Below are 15233 nucleotides of genomic sequence, written 5' to 3'. Positions count from 1 at the left end.
ATGGCAACCAAAGGCGGACGCGAAAAAATCAAGCTGGAATCCACAGCTGGCACTGGTCACTTCTACACGACCAGCAAAAACAAGAAAACCATGCCCGAGAAAATGTCGATCATGAAGTTCGACCCCAAAGCTCGCAAGCATGTTGAATACAAGGAAATCAAGCTGAAGTGATTCGGCCTGAGCCTTCCCACCAAAAACCCGCTGCCAACGCAGCGGGTTTTTTTATGTCCGAAACAGTTGTGAGGATGATCGGCGATGGGGGATCGGCCTTTGCTGTGGCCATGACTTTGACGGGGCACTGGATGGCGGAGCTGACACGCCGACCTGCGACGACAATCAAGTTGAAAAGGATGCGGGTCGGTGGCTTCAGCACCGACACTTCAAGCCCGTGGTGTTTACTCCACCAAAAGAAAAGGACCCGAAGGTCCTTTTGATGCGTGCAGCCAGAGTGCGCATTAGCCAGGCTGGCGCACAGCGCGCAACTTGACCGAAAAGTCACGCAGCGCAGCAATGCCACTTTCTTCGGCCCGGCGGCACCAAGCTTGCAAGTCGGCGGCCAGTTGCTCGCGCGAGTGCGAGGTGTTGAGCCAGATCTGGCTGAGCTCGTCACGCATTTGCAGCATCTTGTCGAGCACTGGGCTGGCAGCACGCGCTTGCTTGAGCTGGTCCTGCGCCTCAGCGGGCACTTTGGCCGCATCGCGGTGCAACCAACGCTTGGCCGCTTGCTGCACATTGACATCCAACTTGCTGGCTTCTTGCTGCATCACAGCGCGCACATTGCGTGCATAACCGGCCATGACTTCGTAGCGGTTGGCGATCAAGGCTTCGAGGGTTTTCTCGTCGGCCACAGGGCGGATGTCGCCGTAGGCCAGGCGCGGTACGGTTTTCTTGACGGTGGCCAAACCCATGATTTCGAGGGTTCGGATGTAGGCCCAGCCCAAGTCGAACTCGTAAGGCTTGACCGACAACTTGGCCGATGTGGGGTAGGTGTGGTGGTTGTTGTGCAACTCTTCGCCGCCAATCAAGATGCCCCAAGGCGAGATGTTGGTGCTGGCGTCGTGCGCTTCAAAGTTGCGGTAACCCCAGTAATGGGCGGCGCCGTTGATGATGCCGGCCGCTGTGATCGGGATCCAGGCCATTTGCACCGCCCAGATGGTCAGACCAATGAAGCCGAACAAGGCCACGTCGATGATCAGCATCAAAGCTACACCTTGCCAGGAAAAGCGGGTGTACAGGTTGCGCTCGATCCAGTCATCGGGGGTGCCATGGCCATAACGCTTCATGGTGTCCAGGTTTTTGGATTCCTTGCGGTACAACTCAGCGCCAGTCAGCAGCACGGTCTTGATGCCGTACACATGGGGGCTGTGCGGGTCTTCGGCCTGCTCGCACTTGGCGTGGTGTTTGCGGTGGATGGCCGCCCACTCTTTGGTCACCTGGCCCGTGGTCAGCCACAGCCAAAAACGGAAAAAATGCGAAGGAATGGCGTGCAAGTCCAAAGCGCGGTGCGCTTGATGGCGGTGCAGGAAAATCGTCACGCTGGCGATGGTGATGTGGGTCAGGCCCAAGGTCACCAACACGATTTGCCACCAGGCAAGGTCAAACATTCCATGACCCATCCAATGGATCAAGGCATCAAAAAAAGCCGAATCAGGCAACAACATGCATTTACTTTCTACGTTCACCCGTTTTCGGGCAATCTTTCGATTTTAAGTTTTTCAGGCTCAAAAGGACAGTTCTTTCGGACTGCCAAGCCCGCAATTGAATCCCAAACACTTACTTTCTAGTCCAGGCTGCGGCAAAAAAGCCATCCGTGCCATGGCGATGCGGCCACAAACGCAAGAAATCCCCGCCTGAACGCGTACCGTCTTCGGCCACGGTCATGGCCGGGGCGCACAAACCATCCGCACCTGGCACCTTCAGGCGCTCGAGTTCTTGCGCTGCATTGAGGGGAACAAAGTCAGGATTGGCGGCACTGAAGGCTTGCGCGATCAGTTCGTTTTCTTCGGGCAACACGCTGCAGGTGGCATAGACCAGACGGCCACCCGACTTGACCATGCGCGAAGCGCTTTGCAAGATGGCCAACTGCTTTTCGGTCAACTCTTGCACAGCTTGGGGCTTTTGACGCCACTTCAAGTCCGGGTTGCGGCGCAAGGTGCCAAGACCCGAGCAAGGCGCATCGACCAAGACGCGGTCGATCTTGCCGGCCAATCGCTTGACGCGGTCATCGCGCTCATGCGCAATCGCTGCCGGATGCACATTGGACAAGCCGCTGCGGGCCATGCGCGGCTTGAGCGCATCAAGGCGATGGCCAGACACATCAAAAGCGTACAAACGGCCCGTGCTGCGCATGGACGCGCCCAGCGCCAGCGTCTTGCCGCCCGCACCTGCACAAAAGTCCACCACCATCTCGCCACGGTGGGCATCGACCAACAAGGCCAGCAATTGCGAGCCTTCGTCTTGGACCTCGATCGCCCCGCGTGTGAAAGCATCGGTCTTTTGCAGCGCTGGCTTGCCCTGCAAGCGCAGACCCCAAGGTGAATAAGGTGTGGGCTCAGAGGCGATGCCCGCTTGCGCCAATTCTTTTTGGATCTCGTTGCGCTTGGCTTGCAGGGTATTCACACGCAGATCGAGTGTGCCCGCTTGCTGCAGGTTTTCGGCCAAGGCCCAGAAGTCATCGCCCAACTGCGCCTGCAAAGCTTGCGCCATCCACTCGGGCAGGTTGTGGCGATGCGGGGCCATCAGGGCATCGGCTGGAATGCTGTCGCAGGTGGCCAGCCATTTCTTTTCGGTGTCGTTCAAAGCGGCGGCCAAAAAGTCGCGTGGGCCAAAGAAACCCAAAATGGCCAGCTTGCGCTCTTTGGGGCCGGAGCCTGAGCGGGCCAATTGCTCGAACAGCAGTTTCTTGCGCAGCACCGCGAATGCGGTTTCGGCCAGGGTGGCGCGCTCGCGCGGACCCAGCGAGCGGTGCTCACGGAAATAACGCGACACGACAGCGTCGGCGGGATGTTCAAATTGGAGAACCAGCCTGACCAGATCGGCGCAGGCGTCTAAAAGGGCTTTTGGATGCATGGGGTGTATTGTCCCATCCCTGCCCTGCTTGCCAGAAAGACCCAAGGAAAGACATGTCGGAAAACCTGCCACCCCTGATCGAAACCCCCAAGGGCCTCTACAAACACTACAAAGGCGGCATGTACCGCGTGCTGGGCACCGTTCGCCACAGCGAAGACCTGCAGCCCATGACGCTTTACCAAGCGCTTTATGGCGAACAAGGCCTGTGGGTGCGCCCTGCGGCCATGTTTGGCGATGTGGCCGAGTTCAACGGCAAGGTGCAGCCGCGCTTTGAGCGCGTGGGCGATTAAGCCAAGAACTGCGCCACAGCACGCGGGTAGATCAAGTGCTCTTGCGTGAGCACGCGTGCGGCCAATTGCTCGGGGGTGTCATCCGCCATCACCGGCACCACCGCCTGATCAAGGATGGGCCCATGGTCCAGATCGGCCGTGACTTGGTGCACCGTGGCTCCGGCAAACTTGCAGCCAGCATCGATGGCCCGTTGGTGCGTGTTCAAACCTGGAAAGGCGGGCAACAAGGACGGGTGGATGTTGAGCAAACGTCCCGCGTAATGCGCCACAAAACCCGGCGTGAGGATGCGCATGAAGCCTGCGAGCACCACCAGGCTGGGTGAAAAAGCATCAATGCGCGCCATCAGGGCCGCATCGAAATCTTCTCGGCTGGCAAAGGCTTTGTGGTCCAGCACCGCCGTGGCGATGCCATGTTCTTGAGCAAAGGCCAAGCCTTGGGCATCGGCCTTGTTGCTGATCACCGCGGCCACACGGGCTTGGAGGCGATCGGCCCAGCGTTCTTGCTCGGCGGCACGCACGATGGCCGCCATGTTGGAGCCCGAGCCAGAAATCAAAATGACAATGTTTTTCATGTGTGCGCGGATTATCCCAGCACACCCCATGCAAACCCTTGTTTGTCGCTCCTAAGACAGGAATGTACGGCTGACGCGTGATAAAAAGCACGGTCGTTTGATTTTGTTTGCGCCGCGCAAACACCAAGCTTTCACCAACGGAGAAACTCCCCCATGGATTTGGCATTCACCCCCGAAGAACTCGCGTTCCGCGACGAGATCCGCACCTGGGTCAAGGACAACTTGCCCGCCGACATTTCGCAAAAAGTGCACGCGGCCATGCGCCTGACGCGTGACGACATGCAGCGCTGGGCCAAGATTTTGGGCAAAAAAGGCTGGCTGGGCTGGGGTTGGCCCACGCAGTTTGGCGGCCCCGGCTGGACCGCGGTGCAAAAGCATTTGTTTGAAGAAGAATGCGCCTTGGCCGGTGCTCCCCGCGTGGTGCCTTTTGGCCCGGTGATGGTGGCCCCCGTGATCATGGCCTTTGGCAATGCCGAGCAACAGCAGCGCTTTTTGCCCGGTATCGCCAGCGGCGAAGTCTGGTGGAGCCAGGGCTACAGCGAGCCGGGTTCGGGCTCGGACTTGGCGTCGCTCAAAACACGCGCCGAGCGCGTGGGCGACAAATACATCGTCAACGGTCAGAAAACCTGGACCACCTTGGGTCAGTACGGCGAGTGGATCTTCTGCCTGGTGCGCACCAGCAACGAAGGCAAGCCCCAAACCGGCATCTCCTTTTTGTTGATCGACATGAAGTCGCCCGGCATCACCGTGCGCCCCATCAAGCTGCTGGACGGCGAGTGCGAGGTCAACGAAGTCTGGTTTGACAACGTCGAAGTGCCCGCCAAGAACCTGATTGGCGAAGAGAACAAGGGCTGGAACTACGCCAAGCACCTGCTGGCCCACGAGCGCACCAACATCGCCGATGTGAACCGCGCCAAGCGGGAGTTGGAGCGCTTGAAGCGCATCGCCAAAGCCGAAGGTGTGTACGACGACCTGCGCTTCCGTGACGAAATCGCCAAGCTCGAAGTGGACATCGTCGCCCTGGAAATGCTGGTGCTGCGTGTCTTGTCGGCCGAAAAATCGGGCAAAAACTCACTCGACATCGCGGGCCTCTTGAAGATCAAGGGCAGCGAAATCCAGCAGCGCTACACCGAGCTGATGATGCAAGCCGCTGGCCCCTTTGCCCTGCCCTACATCTTCGAAGCCATGGACGCGGGCTGGCAAGGCAACTTCCCAGGCGGTGTGGTGGCCAACGCGCCATTGGCCGCCAACTACTTCAACATGCGCAAGACCACCATTTACGGCGGCAGCAACGAAGTGCAACGCAACATCGTCGCCCAGACAGTTCTGGGTTAAGGAGACACACATGGATTTCGATTTTTCTGACGATCAAGAGCAACTGCGCGACGCGGTGCGCAAATGGGTGGACAAGGGCTACGACTTTGACCGCCGCCGCGCCACCGTGGCCGCTGGCGGTTTTGACCGCACCGCCTACACCGAGTTGGCCGAGTTGGGCCTGACGGGCCTGTATGTGAGCGAAGACAACGGCGGCATGGGCATGGGCCCGACCGAGGCCATGGTCACCATGGAAGAACTCGGCCGCGGCATCGTGCTCGAGCCCCTGACCCAAACCCTGATCTGCAGCGCCACGCTGCAAACCCACGCACCTGCCGCCCTGCAAGCGGCTTGGTTGCCCCGCATGGCCAGCGGCGAAGCCATTGTCGTGCTGGCGCAGCAAGAGCGCGGTGCCCGTTACCAACTGAACCGCTGCGCCACCCAGGCCAGCGAATCGGGCGGTGCATGGACCGTGACAGGCACCAAGAGCCTGGTGGCTGTGGGCGATCAGGCCGACGCTTTTGTGGTGCCCGCCACTGTGAACGGCCAAATCGCCTTGTTCTTGGTCGAGCGCAGCGCCAGCGGCGTGAGCGCCCAGGCCTATGTCACGCAAGACGGCTCACGTGCCGCCGAAGTGGTGCTGAGCCAAGCCCCTGCCCAGCTGATCACCCTGAATGGCCTGGCCGCTTTGGAAGAAGCGGTGGACATCGGCATCGCCTGCACTTGTGCCGAGGCGGTGGGCGTGATGGACAAGACCTTGGCCATCACCGTGGACTACATGAACACCCGCAAGCAGTTCGGTGTGGTCATCGCCAGCTTCCAGGCCCTGCGTCACCGCGTCTCGGACATGAAGATGCAACTGGAATTGGCCCGCTCCATGAGCTACTACGCCACCCTCAAGCTGCACGCGCCAGCCGAAGAGCGCCGCCGCGCCATGGCCCGCGCCAAGTACCAGCTGGGCGTGTCCATGCGCTTCATTGGCCAACAGGCTGTGCAACTGCACGGCGGCATTGCCGTCACGGACGAGTACATCGTGAGCCACTACTTCAAGAAATTGACGCAGCTGGACATGACCTTTGGCGACACACTGCACCATCTGGGCCAAGTCTCGGACCGCATGCAAGAGACAGCGGGCGTGTTTGCCTGATCCGTCACCCGACATGCCGCCTGTATCGAAACGGGCCATGTCGGAGCTGAAGCTCCGACCTACAGCAGCAAACCACAAGGGCTCCGCAAGGAGCCCTTGTTCATTCTGGATCCCGCACCCGCACAAAGCTGGCAAAACGCGGCAAGCCTGATGGGGTGCGGTCTCGGTAGCTGTAGGTGACCCAGGTGCCCAGTGGCGGCGGGGTGCGGCGCTGGGCATCGCTCAAGCCCGTCCCCAGCGCAAAACGCTGGCCTTGGGCGGTCTCGACCAGCAAGGCGCCCGTGAGTCCTTTCAAGCGACCTTTGCCCGCCTGATACCCCACCACCTGCGCCTCTTCATCGGGCTGGGGTTTGAGTTTGAACAAGGCCTGCGTTCTGCCGGCTTGCCAAAAGGCATCGGCTCGGTGCAGAACCAAGCCTTCACCGCCTTGTTCGATCACCGCTTTCAGCTGGGCCTGCAATGCGGCGTTATCGGCCAGGACCGATTGCGCAACCGGGATCAACCAAGGCTGCTGGGCTTTTTTGATGGCCTGCATGAGCACGTCCACACGCTGGACAAAAGGCTCTGCACGGCCCCAAGCATCGAACACCAGGTAGTTCACATCACGCCACTCAGCGTCTTGTGGCACCGCTTTGCGGACCGCGCCCGAAACGCGATCGAACTGCCCCCGGGCCATCCACAACTCACCGTCCAGCGGTGTGGCCGGCAATCCCGACAAAAACCACGGGGGCGCAGAGATCGTTCGGCCACTGCGAAAACGCAGAACCTGCCCATCCCAGACGGCACGCACACCGTCGAATTTTTCGCTGACCAAATACCCGCTTGGCGATTGCCCCACCGGCCATGCCGATGCCAACTGCACCCGGTCTGAATTGCTGGCGGCGACGGCGCCCTCTGGCGCCAACAAACTGGCACTGGCTGCCTGCAGCAAAAAGGCGCGCCTGGACAGGGCTGACGCCCGTGGTGAACGGAACATGGTCATGCGGGGCTCCCTGAATGCGCCGGACTGCGTGGCCCGGGCTTTGTGATTTCAGGGTGCCATGATGCGGCGAATCCACCGCCACGGCAAGTGCGCAGCAACTCAGACCAAGAGGCGCGAACTCTTGGGCACATGCGCCATCAAAAACGCCATCTGGTCAGACAGGATGCGGCGGTTGCGCAAGATGAAGTCTTCCCAAAGGCTGGGCACATAGGGCGCGTAAAGCAAAGGCATGTGGGCCTGCTCGGGTGTGCGGCTGCTTTTGCGGTGGTTGCATGACCGGCAGGCGGTGACCACATTCATCCAGTGGTCTGGCCCTTTTTGCGACAAAGGCACGATGTGCTCTCGGGTCAGCACCGATTCATGGAAATGGCCACCGCAGTAGGCACACACATTGCGGTCGCGCACAAAGAGCTTGGGGTTGGTCAGGCCTGACCGCATGTCAAACGGGTTGATGCGCGGCACGCCCTGGGTGCCAATGATGCTGTTGACCGCGATGACCGACTGCTCGCCCGTGACCGCGTTGTGGCCGCCGCGAAAAACGGCCACCTGGCGGCCCGCCTCCCAGCGCACCTCGTCGGCGGCGTAATGGGTGACCGCTTGCTCCAGCGTGATCCACGACTGGGGCAGCCCTTGGGCAGAGAGTTTCAAGACCTTCACACACAACTCCTGACAACAGATGCAAGCACTGAAAAGGATGGGGACTGTCTCGGTCCAGACAAGCCAGGCACGGGGACGAGCTTGTGAGGATCGGGCTCAGTCACAATATACCCTCTGAATTTCTCAAAACCATGACAAAGGGCAAAAGCCTCAAGTCCAGCCCCAACGCACCCACATCACCATGAAGGTTTTTCGCGGTTTTCATCACCCAGATTTGGCCCCTGCCTGCGCACTGACCATCGGCAACTTCGATGGTGTGCACCGTGGCCATCAGGCCATGCTGGCGCTTTTGCGCAGCGAAGCGGCCCACCGGGGCGTGCCCAGCTGCGTGATGACCTTCGAGCCCCACCCCCGCGACTATTTCGCCAAGGCCCTGAACAAGCCCGAACTGGCCCCGGCCCGCATCGCCACCTTGCGCGACAAGCTGCAAGAGCTCGAGCGCTGCGGGGTTGACCAAGTCGTGGTGGTGCCCTTCGATGCCGAGCTGGCCAGCCAGTCCCCCGAAGACTTCATCCAAAAGGTGCTGATCCAAGGCTTGGGTGTGCGCTATGTGCAGGTCGGCGACGACTTCCGCTTTGGGGCCAAACGGGCGGGCGACTACGCCATGCTCGATGCCGCAGGCCAGCGCCTGGGCTTTGATGTGGCCCGGATGAATTCGTATGAAGTGCATGGCCTGCGCGTGTCGAGCTCGGCTGTGCGTGATGCGCTGGGCCAGGACCGCATGAACGACGTGGCCGCCCTGCTGGGCCGCCCCTACAGCATCAGCGGCCATGTGGTGCATGGGCGCAAGCTCGGCCGAGAGCTGGCCGCCACGGCGCAAGGCGCGGGCGACGGCTTTCGCACCCTGAACTTGCGTTTTTCACACTGGAAACCCGCCGCCAGCGGGATCTTTGTGGTGCAGGTGCATGGCTTAGCGGACCAGCCCTTGAAGGGCGTGGCCAATCTGGGCATCCGGCCTTCACTGGACCCGAATGACGTCAACGGCGGGCGCGTGCTCTTGGAGACCCACGCCTTCGACTGGCCGTCCGATCTGGGCCCCGAGGGGGGCTACGGTAAAATCATCCGCGTGGATCTGCTGCACAAACTACATGACGAGCTCAAATACGACGGTCTGGACGCCCTGACGAAAGGCATCGCCCAGGACTGCGACGACGCGCACGCGTGGTTTGCCTCGCGCCACAGCGAGACGCACCGCCAAACCACCCGCGACCGAATTTGACGCTCTGGCCCTCGTTTGCTGCCCTTCGACAGGCTCAGGGCGAACGAAAAAACGGCCCCCCCCTCTCCCCTTTCTCTCCGAACGACAAACCGCTCGGGCTGAGCTTGTCGAAGCCCTCTCGACTTGACGCACCATGACCGAAAAAGACCAGAACGCCGACACCCGCATCAACATGATGGACACCCCCTTCCCGATGCGCGGCGACCTGCCCAAGCGCGAGCCGGGCTGGGTGAAGGACTGGAACGAAGGCGGCCTGTACAAAAAACTGCGCGCCGCCCGGCGCGGTGCCCCGCTGTTTGTGCTGCACGACGGCCCGCCTTACGCCAACGGCAAACTGCACATTGGCCACGCACTCAACAAAGTGCTCAAAGACATGATCGTCAAGTCCAAGCAACTCGCTGGCTTTGATGCGCAATACATCCCCGGCTGGGACTGCCATGGCTTGCCGATCGAAAACGCGATCGAAAAACTGCATGGCCGCAACCTGAGCCGTGACGACATGCAGGCCAAGAGCCGCGCCTTTGCCACCGAGCAGATCAACCAGCAGCGCGAAGACTTCAAGCGCCTGGGCGTGCTGGGCGACTGGGAGCGCCCCTACCGCACCATGGATTTCGCCAACGAAGCCGGTGAAATCCGCGCCTTCAAACGCGTGATCGAGCGCGGCTTTGTCTACCGTGGCCTCAAACCCGTTTACTGGTGCTTTGACTGCGGATCGTCCTTGGCCGAATTCGAAATCGAATACGCCGACAAAAAGAGCGACACGCTGGACGTGGCCTTTGAAGCCGACGACAACGCGGCCTTGGCCGCCGCCTTTGGCCTGCCCAAGCTGCCTGGCGAAGGCACCAAAAAGGCCTTTGCCGTTATCTGGACCACCACCGCTTGGACGATTCCCGCCAACCAAGCGCTCAACGCCCACCCTGAGCTGGACTACGCGCTGGTGGACACGCCCCGCGGCGTGCTGCTGCTGGCCGCCAGCCTGGTCGAGAAATGCCTGGAGCGCTACAAGTTGGAAGGCACCGTGATCGCCACCGCTGTGGGCGAGAAGCTGCGCGGCCTGGTGTTCCGTCACCCGCTGCACGACGCCGTGACCGAAGGTGAAGGCGGCGCCTACAGCTACCGCCGCAAATCGCCTCTGTACCTGGCCGACTATGTGACCGCCACCGACGGCACGGGTCTTGTGCACTCAGCCCCCGCCTATGGCGTGGACGACTTCAACTCCTGCATCGCCAACGGCCTGGCCTACGACGACATACTCAACCCCGTGCAAGGCAATGGTGTGTATGCGCCCGAGCTGCCCTTTTTTGGCGGCCAGCACATCTGGAAAGCTTGTGCACGCGTGATCGAGGTGCTGGGCCAAAGCGACCGCCTGATGTCCACCGTGGAGATCACCCACAGCTACCCGCACTGCTGGCGCCACAAAACGCCCGTCATCTACCGTGCTGCCGCCCAGTGGTTTGTGCGCATGGACGAAGGCGAAGGCGTGTTCACGAAGGACAAGGCCCCCAAGACCTTGCGCCAGCTGGCGCTGGACGCGATCGACCAAACCCAGTTCTATCCGGAAAACGGCAAAACCCGCCTGCGCGACATGATCGCCAACCGCCCTGACTGGTGTATCTCGCGCCAGCGCTCTTGGGGTGTGCCGGTGCCCTTCTTCTTGCACAAAGACAGTGGCGAGCTGCACCCCAACACCATGGCCATCCTGGACCAGGCCGCTGACATTGTGGAAAAAGGCGGCATTGAAGCCTGGAGCCGCGTCACGGTGGAAGACATCTTGGGCGCAACCGATGCCCCCAGCTACACCAAAAGCACCGACATCCTGGAAGTCTGGTTCGACTCGGGCTCGACCTTCCGCCACGTGCTGCGCGGCAGCCACAAAGACGCTTACGACCGCGAGCCCTTCCACGCCGAAGGGCCGGAGGCCGACCTGTATCTGGAAGGCCATGACCAGCACCGCGGCTGGTTCCACAGCTCGCTGCTGCTGGGCTGCGCGCTCGAAGGTCGTGCGCCCTACAAAGGCCTCTTGACCCACGGCTTTGCCACCGACGGCCAAGGCCGCAAGATGAGCAAGTCGCTGGGCAACACCGTGGAGCCCCAAACCATCACCTCCAAGATGGGTGCCGAGATCGTGCGCCTGTGGGTGGCCAGCACCGACTACTCGGGCGACCTCAACATCGACGACAAGATCCTGGCCCGCGTGGTGGACAGCTACCGCCGCATCCGCAACACGCTGCGCTTCTTGCTGGCCAACGTGAGCGACTTCGACCCGGCAAAGGATGCCGTGACCGATGACCAACTGCTGGAGATCGACCGCTTTGCCTTGGCCCGCGCCGCGCAATTGCAGGCCGACATCCGCGCCCACTTTGACGCGTATGAATTCCACCCCGTGGTCAGTAAATTGCAGGTGTACTGCTCGGAAGACCTGGGCGCGTTCTACCTGGACGTGCTGAAAGACCGCCTCTACACCACCGCGCCCAAATCGCTGGCCCGCCGCAGCGCACAAACCGCGCTGTACCGCATCACCCACGGCATGCTGCGCTGGATGGCACCGTTCCTGTCGTTCACCGCCGAGGAAGCCTGGAGCACCTTTGGCAATTCCGAATCCATCTTCATGGAAACCTTCAGTGACTTTGGCGCTGCTGATGATCAGTTGCTAGCCAAATGGAGCCGCATCCGCGAGATCCGTGACCTGGTCAACAAGGACATCGAGGTGGTCCGCACAGCAGGCCAGGTGGGCGCCTCCTTGCAAGCAGAGATCACCGTGACCGCTCCTGCGGCAGACCACGCTTTGCTGGCCAGTCTGGGAGCAGACATCAAGTTTGTGTTCATCACCTCCAAAGTGACGCTGCAAGCAGGCGAGACCATGGCCGTGCAAGTGGCCACCAGCCAAGCCCCCAAATGCGAACGCTGCTGGCACTACGCCGACGACGTGGGCCACAACTCAGATCACCCCACCCTGTGTGGCCGTTGCGTGAGCAACCTGCACGGCGAAGGCGAAACCCGCCTGGTGGCCTGATCCGGTCTGACTTCGAAAGACACCCCATGGCCAGCTCCAAAAAATTCGCCAAAAGTGGTTCACGCCAAGGCCTGGTGCTGTGGCTGGGCATTGCGCTCCTGGTTTTGCTGATCGACCAGTTCACCAAAGTGCTGGTGCTTGGCGCATTCCAGTTGGGCGACAGCACACCGGTCACCTCGTTCTTTAACTTGGTGCGGGTCCACAACCATGGTGCGGCGTTTTCCTTCCTGGCCTCTGCGGGGGGCTGGCAGCGCTGGTTCTTCACCGGCATCGGCGTGGTGGCCACGCTGTTCATGCTGTGGATGCTGCGCTCGCACGCTGGCCAAACCCTGTTTTGCCTGGCCATTTCTTTGGTCTTGGGTGGCGCGGTCGGCAACGTGGTGGACCGCCTGCTGCACGGCTATGTGATCGACTTCCTCGACTTCTTCTGGGGCCGCTGGCACTTCCCGGCCTTCAACATGGCCGACAGCGCCATCACCCTGGGCGCAGGCCTCTTGATCTTGGACGAGATCTTGCGGGTGCGTTGCGGGCGTTGACCTGCCACCGATCGCAAAGCGCGCATGCGCAATGGCGGATGCGCCCACCCCAAGCCAGTCTTACGGAACTCAGGTAAGCTCTCGCCCCTGATTGAAAAAACGGAGACACCCCATGCCCGGCTTGCTGCCCCACATTGACCCTGACGGTCTGCTCGAATTCTCGGTGGTCTACACCGACCGCGCCCTGAACCACATGTCCAAGCGTTTTGGCGGCGTGATGACCGACATCTCGCGCATGCTCAAAAACGTCTACGGCGCCCACTCGGTGGCCTTGGTGCCCGGCAGCGGCACCTTCGGCATGGAATCCGTCGCACGCCAGTTCGCCACCAACCAACATGTGATGGTGATCCGCAACGGTTGGTTCAGCTTCCGCTGGACGCAGATTTTTGACATGGGCCAAATCCCCAAGAGCCACAGCGTGCTCAAGGCCCGCCGCATCGCTGCTGGCCCACAAGCAGCCTGGGCACCTGCACCGATTGAAGAAGTCAAAGCCGCCATCGCCGCCGAAAAGCCAGCGCTGGTGTTTGCGCCCCACGTGGAAACCGCCGCCGGCATGATCTTGCCCGACGACTACCTCAAAGCCGTGGCCGATGCGGTGCACGCCGTGGGCGGCCTGTTTGTGCTGGACTGCATCGCTTCGGGCGCCATGTGGGTGGACATGAAAGCCACCGGCGTGGATGTGCTGATCAGCGCCCCGCAAAAGGGCTGGAGCAGCTCGCCTTGCTGCGCCATGGTCATGATGAGCGAGCGTGCCCGCCAGGCCATTGATGGCACCACCAGCACCACTTTTGCGATGGATCTTAAAAAGTGGCTGCAGGTGATGGAGACCTATGAAAGTGGTGCCCACATGTACCACACCACTTTGCCCACCGACGCCTTGCAGCGCTTGCAAGAAGCCATGCTCGAGACCGAAGCCTATGGCTTTGCCAAAGTGCGCGAAGAGCAAATGGCACTGGGCCGTCAAGTGCGCGCCTTGCTGCTGGAGCACGGCTTCCCCAGCGTGGCTGCGCCCGGCTTTGAAGCGCCCGGTGTGGTGGTGAGCTACACCACCGACCCCGACATCCAAAGCAGCAAGAAGTTCTTGGCCCTGGGCCTGCAAACCGCTGCGGGCGTGCCGCTGCAGTGCGACGAACCCGCCGATTTCCGCACCTTCCGCATGGGCCTGTTTGGCTTGGACAAATGGCACCAGGTGCCGCGCACCCTGCAAATCTTGAGTGATGCGCTGGAGACCATCGCACCCAAGGCCAAGCTGGCTGCTTGAGCACTGAGCGCCAAAAAAAACCGCTGACCCGTGAGGGCAGCGGTTTTTTCATTCAAGCGCCAACGGAACCGGGCATTCACAGCCCCAGCCCCCATGCCAGCATCACAAAGTGATGATGGTGCAGCCCGTGGTTTTACGGGCTTCCAGCGCGATGTGCGCGTCTTGGATTTGGGCCAAAGGGAAGGTCTGGTCGATGTGGATCTTGACCTTGCCGCTGGTCACGGCCTCGAACAAATCGTCGGCCATCTCTTGCGTGCTCTCGCGCGTGGTGATGTGGCTGAACAAGGTCTGGCGCGTGACATAGATGGAGCCCTTGGGGCCCAAGATGCCCGGTGCAAAAGGCGCCACAGGGCCAGAGGCGTTGCCAAAGCTGGCCATCAGGCCAAACGGGGCCAGGCAATCGAGCGACTTGTCCCAGGTGTCTTTGCCCACCGAGTCGTACACGACTTTGACGCCCTTGCCGCACGTGATCTCTTTGACTTTGGTCTGGAAATCATCGGTGGAATAGTTGATGCAGAACTCGGCGCCGTTGGCCAAGGCCAATGCGCATTTGGCATCGCTGCCTGCCGTACCAATCAGGCGCAGGCCCAAGGCCTTGGCCCATTGGCAAGCGATCAGGCCCACCCCACCAGCAGCGGCATGGAACAGCACAAAATCACCGGCTTTCAGGCCGCCTTGGGGCAAGGTGCGCTTGAGCAGGTATTGGGCCGTCAGGCCCTTGAGCATCATGGCCGCGCCGGTTTCAAACGAAATGGCATCGGGCAATTTGCACACGCACTTGGCGGGCATCACACGCACTTCGCAATAGCTGCCGGGGGGCTGGCTGGCATAGGCGGCGCGATCACCGACCTTGAGGTGCGTCACACCCTCGCCCACGGCTTCGACCACGCCCGAGCCTTCCATGCCGAGCTTGAGGGGCATGGGCAGCTGGTACAAACCGCTGCGCTGGTACACATCGATGAAGTTCAGGCCAATGGCCTTGTGGCGGATGCGGATCTCGCCAGGGCCGGGTTCGCCGACGGTGACGTCGACCAGTTTCATGACTTCGGGACCACCGTGTTGGTCGATCTGGACTGCAATGCTCATGGAAAGCTCCTGAATGGGTAAATCAAGCGATGTGAGACTGTGCCACGAATTACCCCAGCGTGCAGAGCGGTCTGGACAGCTTGGCGA

Annotated in this window: 14 protein-coding genes; 8 read left to right on the top strand and 6 right to left on the bottom strand. The window is 61.1% G+C overall.

Annotated features, from left to right (window positions below; all coding sequences use genetic code 11):
- On the top strand, positions 1-171 hold the full coding sequence (gene rpmG / locus QLQ16_RS14280) for a 50S ribosomal protein L33 (protein WP_006298735.1): 171 nt from the start codon (positions 1-3) through the stop codon (positions 169-171).
- 284 nt (positions 172-455) lie between these two features.
- Here rpmG and QLQ16_RS14275 read toward each other — a convergent pair whose 3' ends face one another.
- Both QLQ16_RS14275 and QLQ16_RS14270 read right to left on the bottom strand, forming a co-directional pair.
- Positions 456-1661 carry a DesA family fatty acid desaturase gene (locus QLQ16_RS14275; RefSeq protein ID WP_283225334.1) on the bottom strand — a complete coding sequence of 402 codons (1206 nt, stop codon included), beginning with the start codon at positions 1659-1661 and terminating at the stop codon, positions 456-458.
- Positions 1662-1773: 112 nt separating this feature from the next.
- Positions 1774-3069, bottom strand: a complete 1296-nt coding sequence (locus tag QLQ16_RS14270) for an RsmB/NOP family class I SAM-dependent RNA methyltransferase (RefSeq protein ID WP_283225333.1) — start codon at positions 3067-3069, stop codon at positions 1774-1776.
- 53 nt (positions 3070-3122) lie between these two features.
- On the opposite strand from QLQ16_RS14270, the gene QLQ16_RS14265 reads away from it, so the two are divergent.
- Positions 3123-3359, top strand: coding sequence for a DUF1653 domain-containing protein (locus tag QLQ16_RS14265; protein WP_283225332.1), 237 nt, complete (start codon positions 3123-3125; stop codon positions 3357-3359).
- On the opposite strand, the gene purN is transcribed toward QLQ16_RS14265, so the two are convergent.
- Positions 3356-3931 carry a phosphoribosylglycinamide formyltransferase gene (purN, locus tag QLQ16_RS14260; RefSeq protein ID WP_283225331.1) on the bottom strand — a complete coding sequence of 192 codons (576 nt, stop codon included), beginning with the start codon at positions 3929-3931 and terminating at the stop codon, positions 3356-3358. The two genes, QLQ16_RS14265 and purN, sit on opposite strands and share 4 nt — an antisense overlap.
- Positions 3932-4084: 153 nt before the next feature.
- On the opposite strand from purN, the gene QLQ16_RS14255 reads away from it, so the two are divergent.
- Together QLQ16_RS14255 and QLQ16_RS14250 are read left to right on the top strand one after the other, a co-directional pair.
- Positions 4085-5266 (top strand): acyl-CoA dehydrogenase family protein, encoded by a 1182-nt coding sequence (locus QLQ16_RS14255; RefSeq protein WP_283225330.1) that lies wholly within the window; start codon positions 4085-4087, stop codon positions 5264-5266.
- 10 nt (positions 5267-5276) lie between these two features.
- Positions 5277-6392, top strand: coding sequence for an acyl-CoA dehydrogenase family protein (locus QLQ16_RS14250; RefSeq protein WP_283225329.1), 1116 nt, complete (start codon positions 5277-5279; stop codon positions 6390-6392).
- A gap of 100 nt (positions 6393-6492) precedes the next feature.
- Here the strand turns inward: QLQ16_RS14250 and QLQ16_RS14245 are convergent, their stop codons facing one another.
- Both QLQ16_RS14245 and QLQ16_RS14240 read right to left on the bottom strand, forming a co-directional pair.
- On the bottom strand, positions 6493-7374 hold the full coding sequence (locus tag QLQ16_RS14245) for a DNA ligase (protein WP_283225328.1): 882 nt from the start codon (positions 7372-7374) through the stop codon (positions 6493-6495).
- Positions 7375-7473: 99 nt separating this feature from the next.
- Positions 7474-8031 (bottom strand): HNH endonuclease, encoded by a 558-nt coding sequence (locus QLQ16_RS14240; protein ID WP_283225327.1) that lies wholly within the window; start codon positions 8029-8031, stop codon positions 7474-7476.
- 181 nt (positions 8032-8212) lie between these two features.
- Between QLQ16_RS14240 and QLQ16_RS14235 the strand changes: the two genes are divergently transcribed.
- The 4 genes from QLQ16_RS14235 to QLQ16_RS14220 all read left to right on the top strand — a co-directional run bounded on the left by QLQ16_RS14235 (position 8213) and on the right by QLQ16_RS14220 (position 14060).
- Positions 8213-9250 carry a bifunctional riboflavin kinase/FAD synthetase gene (locus QLQ16_RS14235; protein ID WP_283225326.1) on the top strand — a complete coding sequence of 346 codons (1038 nt, stop codon included), beginning with the start codon at positions 8213-8215 and terminating at the stop codon, positions 9248-9250.
- Between the two features lie 133 nt (positions 9251-9383).
- Positions 9384-12263, top strand: coding sequence for an isoleucine--tRNA ligase (ileS, locus tag QLQ16_RS14230; protein ID WP_283225325.1), 2880 nt, complete (start codon positions 9384-9386; stop codon positions 12261-12263).
- 26 nt (positions 12264-12289) lie between these two features.
- Positions 12290-12799: a signal peptidase II gene (gene lspA, locus QLQ16_RS14225; RefSeq protein WP_283225324.1), complete on the top strand. Its 510-nt coding sequence runs from the start codon at positions 12290-12292 to the stop codon at positions 12797-12799.
- Between the two features lie 112 nt (positions 12800-12911).
- Positions 12912-14060, top strand: a complete 1149-nt coding sequence (locus QLQ16_RS14220; RefSeq protein ID WP_283225323.1) for an aminotransferase class V-fold PLP-dependent enzyme — start codon at positions 12912-12914, stop codon at positions 14058-14060.
- 102 nt (positions 14061-14162) lie between these two features.
- Here the strand turns inward: QLQ16_RS14220 and QLQ16_RS14215 are convergent, their stop codons facing one another.
- A complete protein-coding gene (locus tag QLQ16_RS14215; RefSeq protein WP_283225322.1) occupies positions 14163-15146 on the bottom strand; it encodes a quinone oxidoreductase family protein in 984 nt (327 codons plus the stop codon).
- Positions 15147-15233: the final 87 nt, after the last annotated feature.

The sequence above is a fragment of the Limnohabitans lacus genome (genome assembly GCF_030053395.1).
GTDB lineage: Bacteria > Pseudomonadota > Gammaproteobacteria > Burkholderiales > Burkholderiaceae_C > Limnohabitans_A > Limnohabitans_A lacus.
This window is presented reverse-complemented; position numbering and strand designations above follow the sequence as displayed.

What these genes read in the sequence shown, in the direction of transcription:
- rpmG (WP_006298735.1), top strand. Translation starts at nt 1, where the DNA reads ATGGCAACCAAAGGCGGACGCGAAAAAATCAAGCTGGAATCCACAGCT.
- ileS (WP_283225325.1), top strand. Translation starts at nt 9,384, where the DNA reads ATGACCGAAAAAGACCAGAACGCCGACACCCGCATCAACATGATGGAC.
- QLQ16_RS14215 (WP_283225322.1), bottom strand. Translation starts at nt 15,146, where the DNA reads ATGAGCATTGCAGTCCAGATCGACCAACACGGTGGTCCCGAAGTCATG.
- QLQ16_RS14275 (WP_283225334.1), bottom strand. Translation starts at nt 1,661, where the DNA reads ATGTTGTTGCCTGATTCGGCTTTTTTTGATGCCTTGATCCATTGGATG.
- purN (WP_283225331.1), bottom strand. Translation starts at nt 3,931, where the DNA reads ATGAAAAACATTGTCATTTTGATTTCTGGCTCGGGCTCCAACATGGCG.
- QLQ16_RS14220 (WP_283225323.1), top strand. Translation starts at nt 12,912, where the DNA reads ATGCCCGGCTTGCTGCCCCACATTGACCCTGACGGTCTGCTCGAATTC.
- QLQ16_RS14250 (WP_283225329.1), top strand. Translation starts at nt 5,277, where the DNA reads ATGGATTTCGATTTTTCTGACGATCAAGAGCAACTGCGCGACGCGGTG.
- QLQ16_RS14235 (WP_283225326.1), top strand. Translation starts at nt 8,213, where the DNA reads ATGAAGGTTTTTCGCGGTTTTCATCACCCAGATTTGGCCCCTGCCTGC.
- QLQ16_RS14255 (WP_283225330.1), top strand. Translation starts at nt 4,085, where the DNA reads ATGGATTTGGCATTCACCCCCGAAGAACTCGCGTTCCGCGACGAGATC.
- QLQ16_RS14270 (WP_283225333.1), bottom strand. Translation starts at nt 3,069, where the DNA reads ATGCATCCAAAAGCCCTTTTAGACGCCTGCGCCGATCTGGTCAGGCTG.
- QLQ16_RS14245 (WP_283225328.1), bottom strand. Translation starts at nt 7,374, where the DNA reads ATGACCATGTTCCGTTCACCACGGGCGTCAGCCCTGTCCAGGCGCGCC.
- QLQ16_RS14265 (WP_283225332.1), top strand. Translation starts at nt 3,123, where the DNA reads ATGTCGGAAAACCTGCCACCCCTGATCGAAACCCCCAAGGGCCTCTAC.
- lspA (WP_283225324.1), top strand. Translation starts at nt 12,290, where the DNA reads ATGGCCAGCTCCAAAAAATTCGCCAAAAGTGGTTCACGCCAAGGCCTG.